This window comes from Priestia endophytica (genome assembly GCF_026790145.1).
GTDB lineage: Bacteria > Bacillota > Bacilli > Bacillales > Bacillaceae_H > Bacillus_I > Bacillus_I endophytica_A.
Window position 1 is genome coordinate 394,186 of record NZ_JALAMS010000001.1, and the last position, 19,425, is coordinate 413,610.

Annotated in this window: 22 protein-coding genes and 1 riboswitch; of the genes, 15 read left to right on the forward strand and 7 right to left on the reverse strand. The window is 35.6% G+C overall.

Annotated elements, in window-relative coordinates:
• Positions 1 to 126 precede the first annotated feature (126 nt).
• Positions 127 to 585 carry a MarR family winged helix-turn-helix transcriptional regulator gene (locus MOC86_RS02005; protein WP_019392916.1) on the forward strand — a complete coding sequence of 153 codons (459 nt, stop codon included), beginning with the start codon at positions 127 to 129 and terminating at the stop codon, positions 583 to 585.
• 24 nt (positions 586 to 609) lie between these two features.
• Here MOC86_RS02005 and MOC86_RS02010 read toward each other — a convergent pair whose 3' ends face one another.
• On the reverse strand, positions 610 to 2,202 hold the full coding sequence (locus tag MOC86_RS02010; protein WP_268582514.1) for a PAS domain S-box protein: 1,593 nt from the start codon (positions 2,200 to 2,202) through the stop codon (positions 610 to 612).
• Between the two features lie 332 nt (positions 2,203 to 2,534).
• On the opposite strand from MOC86_RS02010, the gene MOC86_RS02015 reads away from it, so the two are divergent.
• A complete protein-coding gene (locus MOC86_RS02015; protein ID WP_268582515.1) occupies positions 2,535 to 2,915 on the forward strand; it encodes a hypothetical protein in 381 nt (126 codons plus the stop codon).
• 41 nt (positions 2,916 to 2,956) lie between these two features.
• Here the strand turns inward: MOC86_RS02015 and MOC86_RS02020 are convergent, their stop codons facing one another.
• Complete coding sequence (locus MOC86_RS02020) at positions 2,957 to 5,074, reverse strand: ATP-dependent Clp protease ATP-binding subunit (RefSeq protein ID WP_268582859.1); 2,118 nt, start codon at positions 5,072 to 5,074, stop codon at positions 2,957 to 2,959.
• Between the two features lie 411 nt (positions 5,075 to 5,485).
• On the opposite strand from MOC86_RS02020, the gene nhaC reads away from it, so the two are divergent.
• Both nhaC and MOC86_RS02030 read left to right on the forward strand, forming a co-directional pair.
• The gene (gene nhaC / locus MOC86_RS02025; RefSeq protein ID WP_268582516.1) at positions 5,486 to 6,877 is read left to right on the forward strand and encodes a Na+/H+ antiporter NhaC; all 1,392 of its coding nucleotides are present in this window, start codon (positions 5,486 to 5,488) and stop codon (positions 6,875 to 6,877) included.
• A 141-nt stretch (positions 6,878 to 7,018) separates the two neighbouring features.
• Positions 7,019 to 7,894 carry an alpha/beta hydrolase family protein gene (locus MOC86_RS02030; protein WP_124050241.1) on the forward strand — a complete coding sequence of 292 codons (876 nt, stop codon included), beginning with the start codon at positions 7,019 to 7,021 and terminating at the stop codon, positions 7,892 to 7,894.
• Positions 7,895 to 7,917: 23 nt separating this feature from the next.
• Here MOC86_RS02030 and MOC86_RS02035 read toward each other — a convergent pair whose 3' ends face one another.
• A complete protein-coding gene (locus MOC86_RS02035; RefSeq protein ID WP_243513933.1) occupies positions 7,918 to 8,340 on the reverse strand; it encodes a YkvA family protein in 423 nt (140 codons plus the stop codon).
• A 191-nt stretch (positions 8,341 to 8,531) separates the two neighbouring features.
• On the opposite strand from MOC86_RS02035, the gene MOC86_RS02040 reads away from it, so the two are divergent.
• The 6 genes from MOC86_RS02040 to MOC86_RS02065 all read left to right on the forward strand — a co-directional run bounded on the left by MOC86_RS02040 (position 8,532) and on the right by MOC86_RS02065 (position 12,179).
• Positions 8,532 to 8,669 (forward strand): DUF6254 family protein, encoded by a 138-nt coding sequence (locus MOC86_RS02040; RefSeq protein WP_019392923.1) that lies wholly within the window; start codon positions 8,532 to 8,534, stop codon positions 8,667 to 8,669.
• A gap of 122 nt (positions 8,670 to 8,791) precedes the next feature.
• Positions 8,792 to 8,835, forward strand: a riboswitch (PreQ1 riboswitch).
• 152 nt (positions 8,836 to 8,987) lie between these two features.
• Positions 8,988 to 9,683: a 7-cyano-7-deazaguanine synthase QueC gene (gene queC / locus MOC86_RS02045; protein WP_192811830.1), complete on the forward strand. Its 696-nt coding sequence runs from the start codon at positions 8,988 to 8,990 to the stop codon at positions 9,681 to 9,683.
• A complete protein-coding gene (queD, locus tag MOC86_RS02050; protein WP_019392925.1) occupies positions 9,649 to 10,092 on the forward strand; it encodes a 6-carboxytetrahydropterin synthase QueD in 444 nt (147 codons plus the stop codon). The genes queC and queD overlap by 35 nt, the downstream gene beginning before the upstream one ends.
• The gene (gene queE / locus MOC86_RS02055; RefSeq protein WP_268582517.1) at positions 10,082 to 10,813 is read left to right on the forward strand and encodes a 7-carboxy-7-deazaguanine synthase QueE; all 732 of its coding nucleotides are present in this window, start codon (positions 10,082 to 10,084) and stop codon (positions 10,811 to 10,813) included. The genes queD and queE overlap by 11 nt, the downstream gene beginning before the upstream one ends.
• Positions 10,814 to 10,909: 96 nt before the next feature.
• Positions 10,910 to 11,407 (forward strand): preQ(1) synthase, encoded by a 498-nt coding sequence (queF, locus tag MOC86_RS02060; protein ID WP_243513921.1) that lies wholly within the window; start codon positions 10,910 to 10,912, stop codon positions 11,405 to 11,407.
• 73 nt (positions 11,408 to 11,480) lie between these two features.
• Positions 11,481 to 12,179, forward strand: coding sequence for an NAD-dependent epimerase/dehydratase family protein (locus tag MOC86_RS02065; RefSeq protein WP_268582518.1), 699 nt, complete (start codon positions 11,481 to 11,483; stop codon positions 12,177 to 12,179).
• Positions 12,180 to 12,425: 246 nt separating this feature from the next.
• On the opposite strand, the gene MOC86_RS02070 is transcribed toward MOC86_RS02065, so the two are convergent.
• The gene (locus MOC86_RS02070; protein WP_019392930.1) at positions 12,426 to 12,611 is read right to left on the reverse strand and encodes a YkvS family protein; all 186 of its coding nucleotides are present in this window, start codon (positions 12,609 to 12,611) and stop codon (positions 12,426 to 12,428) included.
• Between the two features lie 285 nt (positions 12,612 to 12,896).
• Between MOC86_RS02070 and MOC86_RS02075 the strand changes: the two genes are divergently transcribed.
• From MOC86_RS02075 to MOC86_RS02090, 4 genes are all read left to right on the forward strand, one after another.
• The gene (locus MOC86_RS02075) at positions 12,897 to 13,712 is read left to right on the forward strand and encodes an EcsC family protein (protein WP_061803492.1); all 816 of its coding nucleotides are present in this window, start codon (positions 12,897 to 12,899) and stop codon (positions 13,710 to 13,712) included.
• Positions 13,713 to 13,726: 14 nt separating this feature from the next.
• Positions 13,727 to 13,921: a hypothetical protein gene (locus tag MOC86_RS02080; protein WP_061803493.1), complete on the forward strand. Its 195-nt coding sequence runs from the start codon at positions 13,727 to 13,729 to the stop codon at positions 13,919 to 13,921.
• Positions 13,922 to 13,987: 66 nt separating this feature from the next.
• Positions 13,988 to 14,302 (forward strand): hypothetical protein, encoded by a 315-nt coding sequence (locus tag MOC86_RS02085; RefSeq protein WP_019392933.1) that lies wholly within the window; start codon positions 13,988 to 13,990, stop codon positions 14,300 to 14,302.
• A 190-nt stretch (positions 14,303 to 14,492) separates the two neighbouring features.
• On the forward strand, positions 14,493 to 15,350 hold the full coding sequence (locus MOC86_RS02090; protein ID WP_268582519.1) for a cell wall hydrolase: 858 nt from the start codon (positions 14,493 to 14,495) through the stop codon (positions 15,348 to 15,350).
• Between the two features lie 44 nt (positions 15,351 to 15,394).
• On the opposite strand, the gene MOC86_RS02095 is transcribed toward MOC86_RS02090, so the two are convergent.
• Positions 15,395 to 15,763: a YueI family protein gene (locus tag MOC86_RS02095; RefSeq protein WP_243513906.1), complete on the reverse strand. Its 369-nt coding sequence runs from the start codon at positions 15,761 to 15,763 to the stop codon at positions 15,395 to 15,397.
• A 56-nt stretch (positions 15,764 to 15,819) separates the two neighbouring features.
• Positions 15,820 to 16,887, reverse strand: a complete 1,068-nt coding sequence (locus MOC86_RS02100; protein WP_268582520.1) for an iron-containing alcohol dehydrogenase family protein — start codon at positions 16,885 to 16,887, stop codon at positions 15,820 to 15,822.
• Between the two features lie 195 nt (positions 16,888 to 17,082).
• Here MOC86_RS02100 and MOC86_RS02105 point away from each other — a divergent pair, with 195 nt between their 5' ends.
• A complete protein-coding gene (locus tag MOC86_RS02105) occupies positions 17,083 to 18,528 on the forward strand; it encodes a bifunctional metallophosphatase/5'-nucleotidase (RefSeq protein WP_268582521.1) in 1,446 nt (481 codons plus the stop codon).
• A gap of 36 nt (positions 18,529 to 18,564) precedes the next feature.
• On the opposite strand, the gene MOC86_RS02110 is transcribed toward MOC86_RS02105, so the two are convergent.
• Positions 18,565 to 19,341 (reverse strand): 3-hydroxybutyrate dehydrogenase, encoded by a 777-nt coding sequence (locus tag MOC86_RS02110; RefSeq protein WP_268582522.1) that lies wholly within the window; start codon positions 19,339 to 19,341, stop codon positions 18,565 to 18,567.
• Positions 19,342 to 19,425: the final 84 nt, after the last annotated feature.

Below are 19,425 nucleotides of genomic sequence, written 5' to 3' on the forward strand. Positions count from 1 at the left end.
ATTAAAGGTAAATGGAAAGCTAAGAGAAGAAAGTAGAATAAATTGTAAGGTAAGGTTTGACAAATAAATTTCTAATTTAGTATGATTATATCTTGAAGTTGAGATAAATAGAGGGTGAGTTTAGAGATGGGAAATGAATTAACAAATAAAGAGCTTGACCAATCGTTAAAGCTTTTTATCGTTTTATCTAGAGCAAGTAGATCAATAAATGATCAAGTGCAACACATTATTCAAGGTTATGGTATGAATCCAACAGAGTTTGCGGTATTAGAACTTCTTTATCATAAAGGAGGGCAGCCACTTCAACAAATAGGAGGAAAAATTTTATTAGCTAGCGGTAGTATTACCTATGTTGTAGATAAGTTAGAAAAGAAGGGGTTTTTAAAACGTGTAGCATGTCCAACAGATAGACGTGTTACATATGCAGAAATTACCGATGAAGGTAAGGAGATTATTGAAGATATTTTTAAACCTCATGCTGAAAGAATCCATGAACTTTTCAATCCTTTATCACAAGATGAAAAAGAGACTGCTATTGAGCTTTTAAAAAAGGTAGGACTTCACGCAAGTTCTTTTCATAAATAAAAAGACGCTAGTTTTAGCGCCTTTTTACTGTGAAATATTTATAACAGGTAAACGAACTCTTACTGTTGTTCCTTCATTTATTTTTGAATCATAAATGACAAATGATCCTTGATGTTGATGAAGAATATTTTGAATAATGACAAGTCCAAGCCCTGTGCCTTTTTCTTTTGTTGTGAAAAAGGGTTCTTGAATTTTAGAAAGAAGGGCTTTGGAAATTCCAACTCCGTTATCTTTAATAAATATATCCACAAAGCCATCTTCTGTAGTCTTTGGGGTGATGACGATTTTCCCTCCGTTAGGCATAGCTTCAAGCGAGTTTTTGAGCAAATTGATAAAAACTTGTTTAAGCTGATTTGTGTCTCCTTGAATATAAGCAGGTTCTTGAAATGGTTCAAGAGAGATTGAAATATTATTTAAAGCACCTTCTGTTTTAAACAGAAGAGTAACATCTGACAATACTTTTTCAAGAAGGCCAATTTCCATATGAAGGGACTGAGGCTTTGCAAGCAAAAGAAATTCTCCTACGATATCATTAATTCGCTTTAATTCTGAGAGCATAATTGTTGTATATGTTCTATGCTTTGAATCTGTCTCATGAATAAGCTGAATAAACCCGTTCAAGGATGTGAGCGGATTACGTACCTCATGTGCTACTCCAGCAGCCATTTCTCCAGCTAAGACAAGCTTATCACGCTGTCTTAAAAGTTCTTCTGTTGCTTTCCTTTCCGTAATATCCCGACAAATCTCAGAAAGAGCAATCACCTTCCCAAACTGGTCATAAATGGGAGATATCGTAATCTCTACATGGATGAGCGTTCCATCTTTACACATGTCGACGGTTTCAAATCCGATGATTCGTTCTCCATTTTCAACACGACAAAAGCGCTGCTTCGCTTCTTTTATGTGTGTTCTCGGAATAGAAGGGAGAAACTCCCCTAAAATATCTTCTTTTTTCCATCCATAAATGCGTTCATAAGCCGGATTTACGTTAATAACGTTTCCTAATAAGTCTACAACAACCATTGCGTCATTGTTATACATAAAAAAAGCTTGAAAATGCTCTTGTGCTGAGTGAAGCGCTTCCTCTTTCTCTTTGACTTCGCTAAATACTTTTAACCATAGTCGATTGGTAAAACGAGCATAGTATCCATATAAAATAGCTGAAAATATGATAAATAGAATGAAATAAATAACATCAAACTTTGTCATGGATTCTACTATGATAGAAAACTGAGTTGTATAAAAGTATCCGAGTAACAAAATGGATGCAATTGATGACAAAACGATTAATTTTCCATCTTGATAAAAGAAGCAAATCATAATGCCGAGTAGTAGAAAAAGGTAATTTACCAAAGAAGGGTTAGACATAATCAGATATACGATATAAATATAAAATGCTGTAATGATGCTATACATTGTTATCGCATGATTTTTACAATAGAGAATAAGTGCAGATAATGGAATAAGCAAACATAATCCCACAATTGCTGAAAATCCAATAAAAGTATACACAACCTCCACTTTCGAATTAACAGTAAAAATGGCAATAAGATCTGCCATAAAGAAGAACCACAATAACTTTACTAAAATCGTATTCCGATTTTGGATCAACTTCATACTTTCTGACATCCTACATCGACCTTTCACAAATATTCGACAAATGTTTAACATTCCCATCATACCATAATAAAGGACAAGTTTTGATAAAGTTAAAAAAAACGACGTAAAAAATATAATAGATTTTTTCTAATTGTTAAGATTGTTAAGAAAGACAGCTCTATTTTCCTATGTAGTGTAGACACAACGTAAATGAATGAAGAAGCTGTAAAGATTGAATGATAAAATGGTAAAATACTCCTTTCGACAAAGAGAATTATATATAATTTCTGTAGGGCGGACAACTTATCATGTATTGCCCAAAATCTGAATTAGAAAAGGGGAGCTTGCATATGAAAAACAAAGGTTTGTTAATCAAATTAGTTGGTTCTGCTTTAGCTCTAACGCTTGTGACAGCTTGTAATGCAAATGGAGAAGACGAAACGGAAAACAACACAGACAACACTGAAGAAACAGAAACAAGCGGTACTGGCGAAGATACTTCTGGTACAGAAGAGGAGACTTCAACAGAGGAAGATGCGTCAACAGAAGAGGATGCTTCTACTGAGGAAGAAACTTCCACAGATGATAGCACTTCTACAGAAGAGGAGCCGGCTGCAGATGATGCAACAGATGATGCAACAGATGATGCGGCTGAAACTGAAGAAGGAAATACAGATGATAATAGTGATGATCAAACTGAAGGTGAAGACAACGCAGACGATCAGCAATAAAATAAAAAAATCCCCTCTTAGCTAAGAGGGGATTTTTTTATTTAAGCTTTAACTGCAATATCCTCATTCTCAATAATAATATTCAGTGTTTTCACGTCAGGCTCATCAAGAATACGGTCTGTAATAGCATCTTCAAGATGTTCTTCAATTGCTCGACGCAGTGGACGAGCTCCGAATTCTGGATGATATCCAAGTTCAGCAATTTTTTCTTTAACTTCTTGTGAAATAGTGACATCAATATTTTGTTCTTTTAGCGTTTCGTTCAGTTCTTCAACCATTAAATCTACAATCTTAATAAGATCTTCTTTTTCAAGATGATTGAATTCAACAATGCTATCAAAGCGGTTAAGAAATTCTGGTTTGAAGTAAGCGGAAAGTGACTCAAGAACAGAAGTATCTTTTATAGCACTATTTTCAAATCCAACCGTAATTTTCTTAACGCCAGCACCTGCATTACTTGTCATAATAATAACAGTATCTTTAAAGCTTACTGTTCGTCCTTGGCTGTCTGTCAGACGTCCATCTTCCATGATTTGCAAGAACATGTGTTGAACATCTGGATGTGCTTTTTCAATTTCATCAAGCAAAATTAGTGAATATGGATTACGACGCACTTTTTCAGTAAGCTGACCAGCTTCCTCATGTCCAACATAACCAGGAGGTGAACCGATAAGTTTAGAGACGGCATGTTTCTCCATGTATTCACTCATATCAAGTCGAATCATTGAATCTTTCGTACCGAACAGCTCTTTTGCAAGTGTTTTTGTAAGCTCAGTTTTACCAACACCTGTTGGTCCTACAAAGAGGAAAGAACCAATTGGACGGTGTTTTGCTTTCAGCCCAGCTCTTGAACGACGGATTGCTTTAGCAATTTTAGAAACAGCTTCTTTTTGGCCAATCACGTGGCTATTTAAGCTGTCAGCTAAGTTGTTCATTTTATTTGCTTCATTTTCTTGAAGTTTTCCAACTGGAATGCCTGTTTTCTTCTCTACAATTTCTTCAATGTGAGAAATCTCAATAGTAAGTGAATCGTTACTATCGCCTTTGAGAGAAGCATCTAGTTTTACTTCTTCATCACGAAGTTTAGCTGCAACTTCGTATTTTTCTTCCTTAAGCGCTGCTTCTTTTTCCTTTGCAATCTCAGCTAGACGAGCTTCAACTTCCTTATGATCTCGCACGCCAGCTTTTAAGTTCATTTTTGAACCAGCTTCATCAAGAAGGTCGATTGCTTTATCAGGTAAGAAGCGGTCCTGGATGTAACGATGTGAAAGAGATACACATGCTTTTAGCGCTTCATCTGTAAACGTTACTCCATGATATTGTTCATATTTTTCTTTGATACCTTGAAGAATAGCAAAGGCTTCCTCTTCAGAAGGTTCATGAACCATTACTGGTTGGAATCGACGCTCTAGTGCAGCATCTTTTTCAATGTTGCGATACTCTTTTAGCGTTGTTGCTCCGATAAGTTGAAGCTCGCCGCGAGCAAGAGCAGGTTTTAAGATGTTAGCAGCATCCATTGAACCTTCCGCAGAACCAGCGCCAACAAGTAAGTGGATTTCATCTACAAAGAGAATAATATTTTTACGAGACTGTAGTTCTGTAATTAGCGATTTAATGCGTTCTTCAAATTGACCTCGAATTCCTGTATTTGCAACAAGAGATGCCACATCAAGAAGAATAACTTCCTTATTCATTAGCTTGCTTGGTACATCACCATTTGCAATTTTTAAAGCAAGACCCTCAGCAATGGCTGTTTTACCAACACCAGGTTCTCCAATTAAAACAGGATTGTTTTTATTTCTTCTATTTAAAATCTCACTTACACGTTCTACTTCTTCGTCACGACCAATGACTGGATCAATAAGTCCAGCTTTCGCTGCATTTGTAACATTTCTTCCATATTGATCTAGGAAGCCTCCACCACCAGTTTGTGAAGATGATGGAGTGTTCTGTTGCTCAGGTTGTGAAGAAGATGATGCTAAATGTTTAAATAAGTCATCAATGTTCATAAATCCACCTCCAGATCCTGCAGGAGTCTTATGTTTTTGTTGTAGTTCTTGATAGCATGTATGACAAAGTTGATATTGATTACGTTCACCATTAATTTGAAGATTTAGCTGAATATTGGCTTTGTTGTGACCACAGTTTTGACATAACATCATATATCTGCCTCCTATATATCTGTCTCTATAAAACCAATAGTAATTTTAAAAGTTATATCAAAAATAGCGTGATAAAGTCAAAAATTTTGCTTTGACTTTGACTATCTTTGACCTTTGTAAGACTATTGTACACCTTTTAAATTTGTTTATCAAGAGTTTTTTGACTATCTTTGACCTTTGTGGTTCTTATCATACACTTTGCCTGTGAGGATAACAAGAAATTTGCTCTTCTTTTTTGAGAAATTGATATTGAATGATGAAGTTCAGTATAAATCTTCCCGTTTTTTTACGCAAGTAAACTGCTCTTAAAAACTGAAATAAAAGAAAATTTACAGAAGACAGTGAAAGACGTTATAATTTACTCTGTTGCACAAAAGCGTTGAAGTAGAAAAGGAGTCTCGTATTAGCATGAAAAAGAAATTATCATTTATAGAGGCACTCGGAATTATTGTTCTTATATTAGCCCTCATTTTTGTTTGTTTATTTATTTTTAAGGTTCCTCCTCATATTCCTATTCTAGGTAGTGTTATCTTTTTAGGCTTTTTTGGCTTTATAAAGGGTATAAAATGGAAAGAGCTTGAAAAAGGAATTATAGAGGGAATTTCATTAGGTATTAAACCCATTCTAATCCTTTCATTAGTTGGTGTATTAATCTCTGTATGGATGATGAGTGGTACAATTCCAACGATTCTTTATTTTGGATTTGACTTTTTGTCTCCACACTATTTCTTAGTGAGTAGTTTATTTATTACGGTTTTAATTTCTACTTTTACAGGAAGTACGTTTACAACAGTTAGTACTGTTGGAGTAGCACTTATGGGTGTTTCCTCTGTAATGGGCGTCGATCCTGCCCTTGCTGCTGGAGCTATTATTTCAGGAGCTGCATTTGGGGATAAAATGTCTCCTCTTTCAGACACAACCAATTTTGCAGCAGGGATTGTAGAAGTCGATATGTTCACACATATTCGTCATATGATGTGGACGACGGTGCCAAGTTTATTATTAAGCTCTGTTCTCTTTTTAGTCTTAGGGCTTCAAGGAAATGCTGCAGACAATCTTGATTACGAGCAAATTGCAGCTGTTAAAGAGGTTTTATCAAACGAATTTACGTTAAGCTTGTTAACATTAATTTCTCCCCTTATTGTTCTCTTCTTATCTATTAGAAGAAAAGATGTTGTTCCAACTCTCATTATTGGTATTTTAACAGCTTTTATCACAACTGTTCTTGTTCAACCTCAGTTTGCAATAGGAGAAGTATTGCTAGCATTGCAAGATGGTGTAAGCATTGATTCAGGTAATAAAATTGTAGACGGTATTGTAAATAGAGGCGGTCTTCAATCAATGATGAGCTCTGTGTCTCTCGTTATGATTGCTTTATCGCTTGGGGGATTGATGAAGACTGTTGGCGTTATTACAGCCTTCCTTGAAGGAATTATTTCATTCATAAAGCGGAGCGGAGACGTTATTTTTTCAACAGCTCTAGCTAGTATAGGTGTTAATCTTATTACAGGAGAACAATACTTATCAGTCTTACTTCCAGGTCAAACTTTCAAACCTTTATATAATAGGTACGGATTAGAAAATAAAAACTTAGCTCGTACATTAGAAGATGCAGGAACACTTGTAAATCCACTTATTCCGTGGGGAGTAAGTGGTGCCTTTATTTCACAGGTACTAGGCGTCTCTGTGCAAACGTATGTTCCGTGGTCTTTTTTTCTATTGTTCTGTCCATTATTTTCAATTATATTTGCTTATACAGGGATTGGAGTAGCTAAAAAATCTTCAAAAGAAAGAAATTAGAACTATATTAAATCCTTTTTCTTACTGAAAAGATTCATAAGAACCAATCTTTGTAAAAAAGTTTCACTTTATTACCAACTATAAATTCATCATTGTTAAGCACATACTATAAACACCATTTTGAGCATAGGAGAGAAGAACATGAAAAAAGCAATCCTACTACTTGTAGGAGTTGTCATCTGTAGCTTTTTGCTTTTTGTTGGAACAAGAGGAGAGGGAAGCAATGATATTCAACGTAAAATTCACGTTTCCTCTTCATATCAAAATAGCGTTGATACGTATGAACTAACATATCCTAGCGATGAGCTAAAAATAAAAGGATATTTGCTAAAGCCAAAAGGAACAGAAGGAAATTGGCCTATTCTTGTATATAATAGAGGCGGTCATGGCCATTATAGCCAAATTAATGAGGAAAGGTTAGCTTACCTCGCCTCATGGGCAAATAGAGGATATGTTGTAATTGCAAGTCAATATCGTGGCAACGGTGGAAGTGAAGGAACCGAAACGTACGGAGGACAAGATATTCATGATGTTATAAATCTTTTAAATTATGCTGAAGGTCTTCCATATACGGATGAAAATCACAAAGTTGCGCTTGGATATTCAAGAGGCGGTATGATGACGTATCTTTTAATGAAAAATAATATAAAGTTTGATGCAGTCGTTGTTAAATCAGGCATTACAGATATGTTTCAGTTTTATGATCAGCGCGGTCCTAAAATGAAAGAAGTATTAGATCAAATTGTTGGTCCACCACAAGAAAGCAAAGACGCTTATAGATCTCGCTCTGTTGTATATTGGCCTGACAAAGTGAATTCTCCACTGTTGCTTTTGCATGGAACAAATGACAAGCTTGTTCACTATACACAAGCAGAGAAGCTTGTGAAGAAGTTACAAGACAAGAGCAAGGAAGTGAAGCTTGTTATTTATCCAAATGGAGATCATCCATTAAGTCAATATGAAAAAGAAACAGATGCAGAGATTCAAAACTGGTTTCAAGCTCATCTAAAAAAATAAGCTACTTTTACAGTAGCTTATTTTTATTTTGTAGAAGAAAGAGTATCTTCCGGTAGCTCAAGAGGTCGCTTTTGACTTTGAAACCAGGCTTTGTATTGATTAATATCTTTTTCAATTTGTTTCATTGCAAAGCTGATGACAGCAAAATCATCTAAGACACCAATTAGAAATAAAAAATCTGGAACAAGGTCAATAGGAGACAGAACATAAAGAAGAGTGCCTGCTACAGTGAGCAATGTGCGTTTAGGGATATTAGGATAGTCTCCTTTAATCCAGTCTCTAAACATATTGATAAGCCATGTAAGCTCTTCTTTGCTTTGTTTGAAAGAACGTTTTTTAACTTTGCGAACAACTCCTGTTAAAAGAGACGCGCTACGCTTTTTATTTTTAACAAATGGAATAGCTTTTGACATATAGCGTGTTAACATTCTTTTGCCGATTCCCATAATTTCACCTTCTCTGTCGTAAGTAAATTGCATGTATGGATAAAAATCCTTTTCTTTACTATTTTACACTATGAGTTTCCTTCAAACCTTTTTTTGCAGGAAATCTTCCTTATTATATAAAAAGGAAGCGGATAAAATACGAGGAAAAGTGTAGTCTAATAAAGGAATGGATAGAGAAAGGAATGAGAATTTTGACAAAGTCAAAGCATGAACAAGAGCGTCAATGGAATGTCCGAAAGCAAACTCAACAGCCACATGGGAAAGTGAAAACGTTTGAAGAGCTTGCTTCAGAAACAAGTCCTTATCCAAACAAAAAGGAAAAACAATAGTATTGTAAAAAAGCTAACACATTTGTTAGCTTTTTTAATGGTATATAAATAAAAACCTGTCCTCAGTAAAAAAGATATGCTATAGTAGGATAGAAAAATATATTGAAAATCCATGCACTTGCATGGGAGAGGTTCGCAAACTCCCTCGATAAAAAACTAAGCAACACGATAGCTCCGCTTTTTGAACAGGGGGAAGCTATGGTCTTTTTTCGGTTGCTCTAGTTATATTTAGGTATTTTTTTTACAATGATAAGTGAAGCGAACTTTTTAAAAGTTCGCTTTTTTTGTGCATAAATTAAGTTTGTTAAGGAGTTGTTCGTGTTGAAAAATGAGAAAGCGGTTGTTGTATTTAGCGGTGGACAAGATAGCACAACATGCCTATTTTGGGCACTTGAAAACTTTGCAGAAGTTGAGACGGTGACGTTTCATTATGGACAAAGACACAATAAAGAAATAGAAGTTGCAGAAGAAATTGCAAAAGATCTTGGCGTAGAAAATACAGTGCTTGATATGTCTTTATTAAATCAGCTTGCTCCAAATGCTCTTACGCGATCTGATATTGAAATAGAGGAGAAGGAAGGAGAGCTTCCAACAACGTTTGTGGACGGCCGAAACTTGCTCTTCTTATCATTTGCTTCGATTATGGCAAAAGGGAAGGGTGCGCGCCATCTTGTAACAGGAGTTTGTGAAACAGACTTCTCGGGATACCCAGATTGCCGAGATATTTTTGTTAAATCATTAAATGTTACGCTTAACTTATCAATGGACCATAACTTTGTAATTCATACGCCACTAATGTGGATTGATAAAAAAGATACGTGGAAATTAGCTGATGAGCTTGGTGCTCTTGATTATATTCGCTATAACACGCTTACATGTTATAACGGCATCAAAGCTGATGGCTGTGGAGAGTGCCCAGCATGTAAACTAAGAAAAAATGGGCTTGATCAATACTTGGCTGAGAAAGAGGAGGAGAAAAATGCTACAGCAAATTTATCCGAGCGTCGCTCATGATTTTAGCTATGAACTAAACAAAGATATGCATTTTGCATCAGCTCACTTTGTTCCTCATGAAAGTGCAGGAGCATGTCAAAATATGCACGGTCACACGTACTTTGCTAACGTAACTATTGCAGGTGACGAACTTGATGAAACGGGATTTTTAGTGAATTTTCAAAGTTTGAAAAAACTTGTGGCAAAAGAGTTTGATCATACGTTGTTAAATGATCATGAAGCATTTGATGACCGTGATCCTAACTTCTTTCCGACAACAGAGGTTGTTGCACGTACAATTTACGAGCGCATTCAAAAGCATTTAGATACATTAGAAAACAAACCAGTTTGTTTGCAAGTCTTCTTGCGAGAAACGCCAACAAGTTATGTTGTGTATCGTCCGAAAAGAGGGAAGAAAAGTGAGTCATAAAATTCCTGTATTAGAAATATTTGGTCCAACCATTCAAGGGGAAGGAATGGTCGTTGGGCGTAAGACTATGTTTGTTCGTACAGCAGGTTGTGATTACTCCTGCGCTTGGTGCGATTCCTCTTTTACATGGGACGGTTCTGCAAAAGAAGATATTAAAATGATGGAGGCTTCAGAAATTTTACAGAAGTTGTTTGACATAGGTGGAGAGCACTTTAATCATGTAACAATCTCTGGAGGGAATCCAGCGCTCTTAAAACATTTAGATGAACTTATTGACCTTCTTTCGCAAAAAGGAATTGAAACAGGTCTTGAAACACAAGGAAGTCGCTATCAAGACTGGTTTTTGAAAATCAATGATCTAACAATCTCTCCAAAACCTCCAAGTTCTAAGATGAAACCAAACTTGGAAGTTCTTGATGAAGTGATGGAGCGACTTAAACAAGGAGAACGTCTCAACCATGTAAGTTTGAAAGTGGTTGTTTTTAATGATGAAGACTTTGAATTTGCAGAAGCTATTCACAGTCGCTATCCCGACGTTTCTTTTTATTTGCAGGTTGGAAACGATGATGTGACAACAGCAAATGATGAGGACTTACTGAACAATCTCCTCGTAAAGTATGAGTGGCTTATTGATAAAGCTGTGGAATCTAAAAAAATGAATCATGCCCGTGTTTTGCCTCAGCTTCATACTCTTGTATGGGGAAACAAGCGCGGCGTATAAAAGGAAAAAAATTTTTAATAAAAAATATGCACAGAACTATTCACAAAAATGAAAAACGCTGTTAGAATGACTAGCGTAGAAAGTGGGGAACGACAATTGACTGGTCGTAAAAATGAAGAACTTAAAGGCGTAACATTACTAGGAAATCAGGGAACAGAATATACTTTTCACTATTCTCCAGAAGTGCTGGAATCGTTTGATAACAAACATCCAAATCGCGATTATTTTGTAAAGTTTAACTGTCCTGAGTTTACAAGTCTTTGTCCTAAAACAAATCAACCAGATTTTGCTACAATTTATATTAGTTATATTCCAGATCAAAAGATGGTTGAAAGTAAATCATTAAAACTGTATTTATTTAGTTTTAGAAATCATGGGGATTTTCATGAAGACTGCATGAATATCATTATGAACGATTTAATCGAGCTTATGGATCCACGTTACATTGAAGTATGGGGGAAATTTACACCACGTGGTGGTATTTCAATTGACCCGTATGTAAACTATGGAAAACCAGGGACAAAATACGAACGTATTGCCGAACATCGTCTAATGAATCATGATCTTTATCCAGAGAAAATTGATAACCGTTAACGTATAAGTGACACTTTTCATAAGTGTCACTTAAGTATTCTCTAGGGAAAAATGGTATAAGAAGGTGAGAGCAGTGGAACAACGTTCAGCAGTGTTGCTTGGCGCTGAGGGTCTTATTGGAAAAGAGCTTTTGCACCTTTTATTAGACAACAAGCTGTATGAAAAAGTAACGGTATTTGTACAAAAAACATTACCTATTCAACATGAAAAACTTCGTCAAATCCGCACGAGTTTTGATGACTTAAAAGAGTATGAGAAGGAATTTGAAGTTGACCATGTTTTTTGCTGTATTGGATCAACGATGAAACAATCGGGGACAAAAGCACAGTTTTTAAAAGCGGATTATGAGTACCCTCTTGCTGCAGCAAAATGTGCAGAAAGTCAAAAGGCCCGAAGCTTTTTAGCAGTAACCTCAATAGGTGCTAATCTGCGCTCACCTTTTTTCTACATTAAAGTAAAAGGGCAGGCAGAGGAAGATATTTGTCAGCTTTATATTCGATCTACCCATTTTTTCCGTCCATCAGTTCTGATCGGAAAAAGAGAGCGGATAGGATTATATGAGAAAGCAATCTTTAGTTTAATGAGACTGTTCTCGTTTGCTTTTGTAGGAAAATATCGTAAATACAAACCAATTAAATGTGAAAATGTTGCAAAAGCAATGGTTGCAGCAGCATTAGTTGAACAAAATGGGGTTCATGTTCACGAAAGTGATGAAATTTTTAATGGTAATTGTAATGAAGTAGTGAACCAACAATCTGTACAACATATGTAAGCTAGAGCAAAAGCTCTAGCTTTTTTTCTTGCTTTTTGAAAAGGGCTTGGTTTATTATTGCGTTAAGGAAACTTTTTTTGCCACTGCCATATAATAGAGTAAAAAGGAGCGAAATACGGTGAATAAAGTTCAGAAATACGCTTATTTATTTTATAAAATCGGCATTTTAACAAAAGAGCAAAAGAAACAGGTTATAGATAAAAACAGTAAAAAAACGCGGTAGAGACTCTACCGCGTTTTTTTTATCTATAAGGTTTCTTCAATAATTTGATAGTTTTTATGGTTCACAACGGTTTTATGTTCTAAATCTAATTCTCGAAAGTTGCTCATGTACGTAAGATCAACGATAACAGAGTTTTCGTTTACTTTTTCTACAATTCCTTTCAATCCATCCTTAAATTGAATAACGTTTCCAATCTCCGCAATCTTCATGCTCTCTCCCCTTTACAAAAGCGTTTTAATAACATTAACGATTACTGGTTAAAAAAAGTTTCATTTTTTTGAAAATTACTTTTTTAAATATTTTGCCTTAAAAAACAAATTCCGTAAAGACATTTCTATAAAAATAGCACATTTGAACTGACATTGTGAGTAATTTGGGGTATAGTTTGGGTTAAGATAAAAAAGGGAAAGAAGCCCTATTTAAGTTGAAACTTTATCTCTGTTTTAAACGTATTATGATGAAAGCTAACGTTTTTAAAAGTAAGGAGAGAGCGGATGGAAAATAGAGAAACACTTCAAGAGATGTTAAAAGAAATTGAAAAATGGGAAAAAGATCAAAAGGGCTTATGGTTTTGGGAACGTTTCAGCCGTATTCCTTTTAAAATTATAGATAAATTAACGCCTGCTTTTATTCAAAAGAAAATTGGTTCTTTACTAGATGAGCTAGGAAGCTTTGTTCAAAGTGGAGGAAAGTATTTAACAAGTGAAAAAGGCGTACTAAAACGTTTGCGTGAGCAAAATAATGGAATTAATCCAGAAACAATAGAAGACATAGACAAAGTTCCTGTAGCTGTAATGAATGCTGTAAGTGAAAGCATTCAAAAAAACAGAGGGAATATGGCAACAGTGCAAGGAGCAACAACAGGTTTTGGGGGAGTATTTACCCTTGCTGTTGATATTCCTGCCTTGCTTGGGCTGTCACTTAAAACACTTCAAGATATAGCCGTCTGCTATGGCTATGATCCAAATGATAAAAAAGAGCGGGCTTTTATCGTAAAATGCCTGCAATTTTCTTCTGCTGACGTTGTTGGAAAAAAAGCTATTCTAGAGGATTTAGCTCTTTACCGTAACGGAGAATATGAATATGCTGCAATGGCTTCACAGCTGCAAGGATGGCGTGAGGTAGTCTACACATACAGAGATAACTTTGGATGGAAGAAACTTTTTCAACTTGTCCCTATTGCAGGTGTTTTTTTTGGAGCATTTATTAATAAGTCAATGATGCAGGACGTTGCAGAAGCTGGTATAATGCTATATCAGAAGCGCCGTATTTTAGAGCGTATGAATAAGAAAGATGAGCTAGAAGTATAAAAGAGGTGTTTTTAGTGGATAGAGAAGAAGCAAATGAGCAGCTTGATGCATTGAAAAAGGGAGAGATAGATGAACTTGTAGTTGAAAAAGAACATTTTCTCTTATTTCAACCTCTTCTTGTTCAAAGGGAAGACTTTAAACATTTTAGAGGAATTGCAAAGCACGGTGGTAAAATTGTTTATCACTATTTAGAAGCTCCACGCAGCTAGCACTGAAAAACTTTTCAGTGCCTTTTCTTATGCTAGACTTCTTAAGATATGAACGGAGGGAAGAGTGTGAAAAATAAAACTCCATTTTATTTTGCAGACTACGTATGGAGAAACGAAAAAGGTCACATTACGTATGGCATGCTAATAACGAAGCGTCCTGAAGATAAAGGTCTTAAACGTCTTCATGAAATTTTGCAAGATGCTTTTATTCATCATAAAAAAGTAGCTATTAAGACAGTTTATGATAACAGAGAACAATCGCTTGATGGATATGTTATTCATCTTTCAAAAGAAGAAGATATATTTACATTTATGGATATAAACGGCTCTAAAATTGTCATTGATTTCTATGATGTTGTAGACATTTGTCTCCAAGATTAAAAAAATATATTGCATAAAGTCCCAGTTTTATTACAAATGAAACTGGGACTTTTTATTGTGCTTAAAGCTTTCTCGGTTTCTTTTGTAATAGTTTTTAAAGATTATGCAATAAACTTAATCTATTTTTTCAATGCATTGTAGAAAAAGCTGTGATAGATTTAGGAACATAGTTTTCTACAGGAGGGGCATCATGAAGAAAAAAAATATGAAAAAGTGGGCTGTTGTATCAGCAGCAATTGCATTCTTATTCGTTGGAAAAGGAACAGCTTCTGCTGCAACAAACCATGAAGTTCAAAAAGGGGATACCCTTTGGAAGCTTGGAGAAGATTATCATATTTCAATTGATGATATTAAAAAAGCAAATGATCGTCGAAACGACATTATTTATATTGGTGAGTCACTATTTATTCCAACAAATGATGATGACTTATATAAAATTAAAAAAGGCGATACATTATCTAGTATTGCAAAAAGCTATGGAGTTTCCATTGAAGAGTTGCAACAGGCAAACAACCTAACAGGAAACCTTATTTATGCGCAAGCAATGCTTACAATTCCAAATAAAGAAACGGCACAGCCTGCTCAAACAAAAGAAGTTAAAGCAGCAGAAACAAACGTAGCTACACAGCCAAATACAGCTGAACAAGCAAGTGCATTACCAGAAAATCAAGGACAAGCTGTTTCGCCAGAAGAACGTGATCTTTTAGAGCGCGTTGTTGAGGCTGAAGCAAAAGGAGAGCCTTATGAAGGAAAAGTAGCAGTAGCAAACGTTGTACTAAACCGAGTTGCTTCAAGCGAGTTTCCGAATACAATTACAGAGGTTATTAATCAAAAGATTCCAGGGGGAAGCTATGCCTTCACACCTGTTCAAAACGGTTCAATTAACAATCCAGCTTCAGAAGAATCAAAGAAAGCCGTGAACGAAGCTATTACAAATCGTGCTCAAAAAGAAACGCTGTTTTTCTACAACCCAGACATTGCAACAAGTGATTGGATCAAATCTCGTCCTGTTGTAGCGCGTATTGGTGATCATGTATTTATGAAATAATGATAAGTATTCTAAAGATAAAAAAGCAGGCAAAAGCCTGCTTTTTAATTTTGGATAAAGATATCCTTATCTTCACTTCCATTGCTACCTGTCAAAACAAGGCCAATATCTGTTTCACTATTATGATTTTGGACAATTGTAAAAGGTACATTCTCTTGATTGGCTATTTTAATATATTTAGATAGGTGAGGATAGCTAATTTCTCCATTTAAATAAAGATGTCCATTTCGCACATTTTTAATGTTTGCCACAACTTGTTCATAAGGAGATGTTTTCATAACCTGTCCTTTTTTCAAAGCAACTTCAATTCTTTCTCTTAGTGCTGTTAAATAATAGCGTCGTTCTTCAGATTTTGTTTCTTTTACTCCGTACATTCCACGATCTAAATACTCTTCAATATTTTCTTTAGCCAAACCTTTCATCTCCCATTTCATCAACTTACTTATTAGTGTAACCGAATTTCATTCAATTATAAAACAGGTACACGCTCGTTTTGCTGAATATGATGAAGTAGGGCTTGAATACTGTCTGCTACTTCCTGTTGAGTAAGCGATGGAAAAAGAACATGCACTCTTTTATCCTGGGCAATGAAAGAAGCGAGCTTTTCTACCGTTTCTATATTTTCTCCATATGGAAGTTTAATTTGGCGATAAAAAGGAAGAATACGATCTATTTCGTCCCAATTTTCTTCAAGAGCCAGCTGAATGAAAATCCCATAAGCCGCTTTTTCACCAAGTAACAGGGGTGAAGAAGAGTTAAGGGAAATACTATTTTGAAAAAGCGTCGCTGTTTCGTGTTGAGAATTAAAACTTGAAGCTATCCCCCCGCCCATTATAATAATTTCAATTGTTTTAAGAAGAGATGTGCTGAGTTTTACAGTGGCTAGATCAATAAGTGCCTGTTTACCGTGTGCAAGAAGTAATGTATGACTATTATGAGCGATTTGATGAGCGAGCTCCATTGCATACGTTTTGTTTTCTTCTTTAGCCATTAGAGCGTCTAATTCATACCACTTTGCAAGCGTATTGCTAATACCAGAGCGTAAATAGGCTACAGGAGAGTGAAGAATGATTCTTGGTTCAATCAAAACCATAAGCGTTTGTTTTGGATGAGAAAGAGCGCTATGAAACTGCCCGTCCTTGTACATAAGACTTTTTGGCGTCCAAGCCGAACATGTAGAAGCAAGCGTTGGTATGAGAATTACTTCACAATCAACCACATTCGCAACAGCCTTTCCAAGATCCAATACGTTGCCGCCTCCAAGTGAAATAATAACGTCTGCCCTAAACTCTTCTGCTTTACTAGCAAGGCGATCTCGTTCTTTTAGGCTGCATTTCTCTTCATAAGATACAAAAAGTGATTGAATGTAATGAAATTGAGGCAAGAAGGGTTGTGCAGCTTCAAGGCTTTTCTTGCCATGAATCCACAAAGCTTTTTTATAATTTAATGTACTAAGCCTTTCCTCAAGTGAAGACAGCACATCCTTTTGACACTCATAGTAATTAGGGCCACTGCGAACTTCCAGATTTTTTTGCATATATAATCCTCCTTCTCAAAGCCAAAAAATTATTTCATCTTTGTTGATAAGAATAGCACCATATAGAATAGAACATTTTAAATGATGATAAAGCTTACCATATTCAATGTCAATAATGGTTTTTAATATTTTAAAACATTCTCACATTTTTACAACACGATAGTACTCAAACATTATGAGGGGGAGAAAGAAGTTATGCTAAAAAAATGTCTTTTTTCACTAATTTTATTTACATCTTTTCTAGGATGTAAAGACACTTATGGAACTGAAAAAGACAGCATTGTTATTTTACATACGAATGATATGCACGGACATATAGTAGAAAGAGCAAATGGTGAGCTCGGCTATGCGAAGATGGCTTATCTAATTAAAACAATGCGTGATTCTTATCCATCTCTTTTACTAGTTGATACAGGAGACGTTTTGCATGGGACGAACTTTGTTTCTTTCTTTAAAGGTGAATCTGCTGTTATGATCATGAACAAGCTAAAATATGATGCAATGACGCCTGGAAATCATGATTTTAATTATGGGATGCATCTGAGCAAGTTAGAAACCATGATGAACTTCCCTATCTTAAATGCTAATATCACAAAAAAAGGAGAACCTATTTTTAAACCATATATGATTAAGTCTGTAAAAAACAAAAAGATTGCTTTTATTGGAGTGACATCAACTGAAACAAAGACAGCTACAAATTTTAGTAATACAAAAGGATTAGCTTTTAAAGATGAGAGAAAAACTGTACAACGTATAGTAAATGATGTGAGAAAAAAGGCAGATGCTGTTGTCCTCCTTTCTCATAGTGGTATTACAAAGGATCGAGAGATAGGGGATTATGTAAAAGGTATTGATCTTATTATTGGAGGACATAGTCATACTTGCCTTGAAGACCTTGAAAAAAGACAGTATGCTGCAATTGCGCAAGCATGTGAACATGGAAAAGCGTTAGGGAAAGTCGAGTTGATTTTTAATGGAAAAACTCTTTCGTCTATACATGGGGAACTTTTAAAAAAGAAACATTGGGTTGAAAAAGATGAGGGGATAAATACTCTTATATCAATGTACAACAAGAAAGTAGAAAAGCATTTTAATAAGAAAGTGGGGTACTCTTCTTCAGCTTTTAAAGGAGAACGAAAAACGCTGCGTACAAGAGGAACGCCACTTGGTTATTATTTAGCTGATATTTTAAAGCAGAGCACAGGTGCAGATATCGGTTTCATTAATGGGGGAGCGATTAGAGATGGGTGGCCTCAAGGTGTGCTGACGCGAGGAGATATTTATAACGTTATCCCATTTGAAGATAGAATGGTTACGTTTCAAGCAGAAGGGGCTGATATAAAGAAGGCCCTTGAGAACGGTGTGTCACGCTATCCTAAAGAGCATGGTGGTTTTCTTCATGCATCAGGATTATCCTTCACTTTTAAGCCAGAGTATCCAAAAGGAAAAAGAGTGAGGAATGTGAAAGTTGGAGGTATTCCACTTCAAGAAAAAGAAAGCTATCTTATTTCAACAACCTCATTTCTTGCCAACGGAGGAGATGGCATTTTTACACGGACGAAAAAAATTCACGATAAAGGCGCTCTCCAAGAGGAAATTATTGATTACTTATCAAGTCAAGTAAGAAGTAGAAATAAATAAAAAAACACAGTGAGACGTCTCACTATGTTTTTTTATTTATTGAGCCGTATATCCGCCATCAAGCAGAACAGCTTGCCCTGTTACTCCTTTTGCTTTTTCACTTGTTAAAAAGAGAGCATAGTCTGCAATTTCTTCTACAGAGAGCAATCGTTTCTGTGGAACGAGTGGGTAAATAACTTGTTCAAGTACTTGTTCAAGTGCAACATTACGCGTGGAGGCGAGATCTTTAAGCTGATTACGCACGAGTGGAGTATCAACATATCCAGGGCAGAGAGCATTTACCGTCACCCCATGTTCAGCTCCTTCGAGTGCAGCTACTTTTGTAAGACCAATAACTCCATGTTTTGCACTATTGTAAGCAGATTTCCCAGAAAATCCGATAACGCCATTAATAGAAGCCATATTAATGATACGGCCGTTTTTTTGTTTTTTAATAATAGGCAACGCATGTTTAATAGCTATAAATGGTGCCGTTAGCATAATTTTAATAAGAAGTTCAAACCGCTCTGTTGGAAAATCTTCAAGAGGAGAAACATATTGCATACCTGCATTATTAATAAGCACGTCAAGGGATCCAAAATGTCTAACTGTTTCATTTATTGTGTTTTGAATGTCTGTTTCTTTTGTAACATCACACTTTAATCCAATTGCTTCTAATCCTTTTTCTTGTAAGGAAGCAGCTGCATTTTTGACTCCGTCTTCGTTAATATCTGTTAATGCTACTTTACTTCCGTTTTTTGCGAAATGTTCAGCCATCTGAAAGCCAATTCCCTGTGCTGCTCCTGTAATATAAACAACTTTATTTTCTACCATTGTTATGCCCCCCTATATTTTTGGTAGCGCTATCATTTTATATTTCTGCGCATAGTGCAAAGCATTTAAAACTATTTCCTTAAA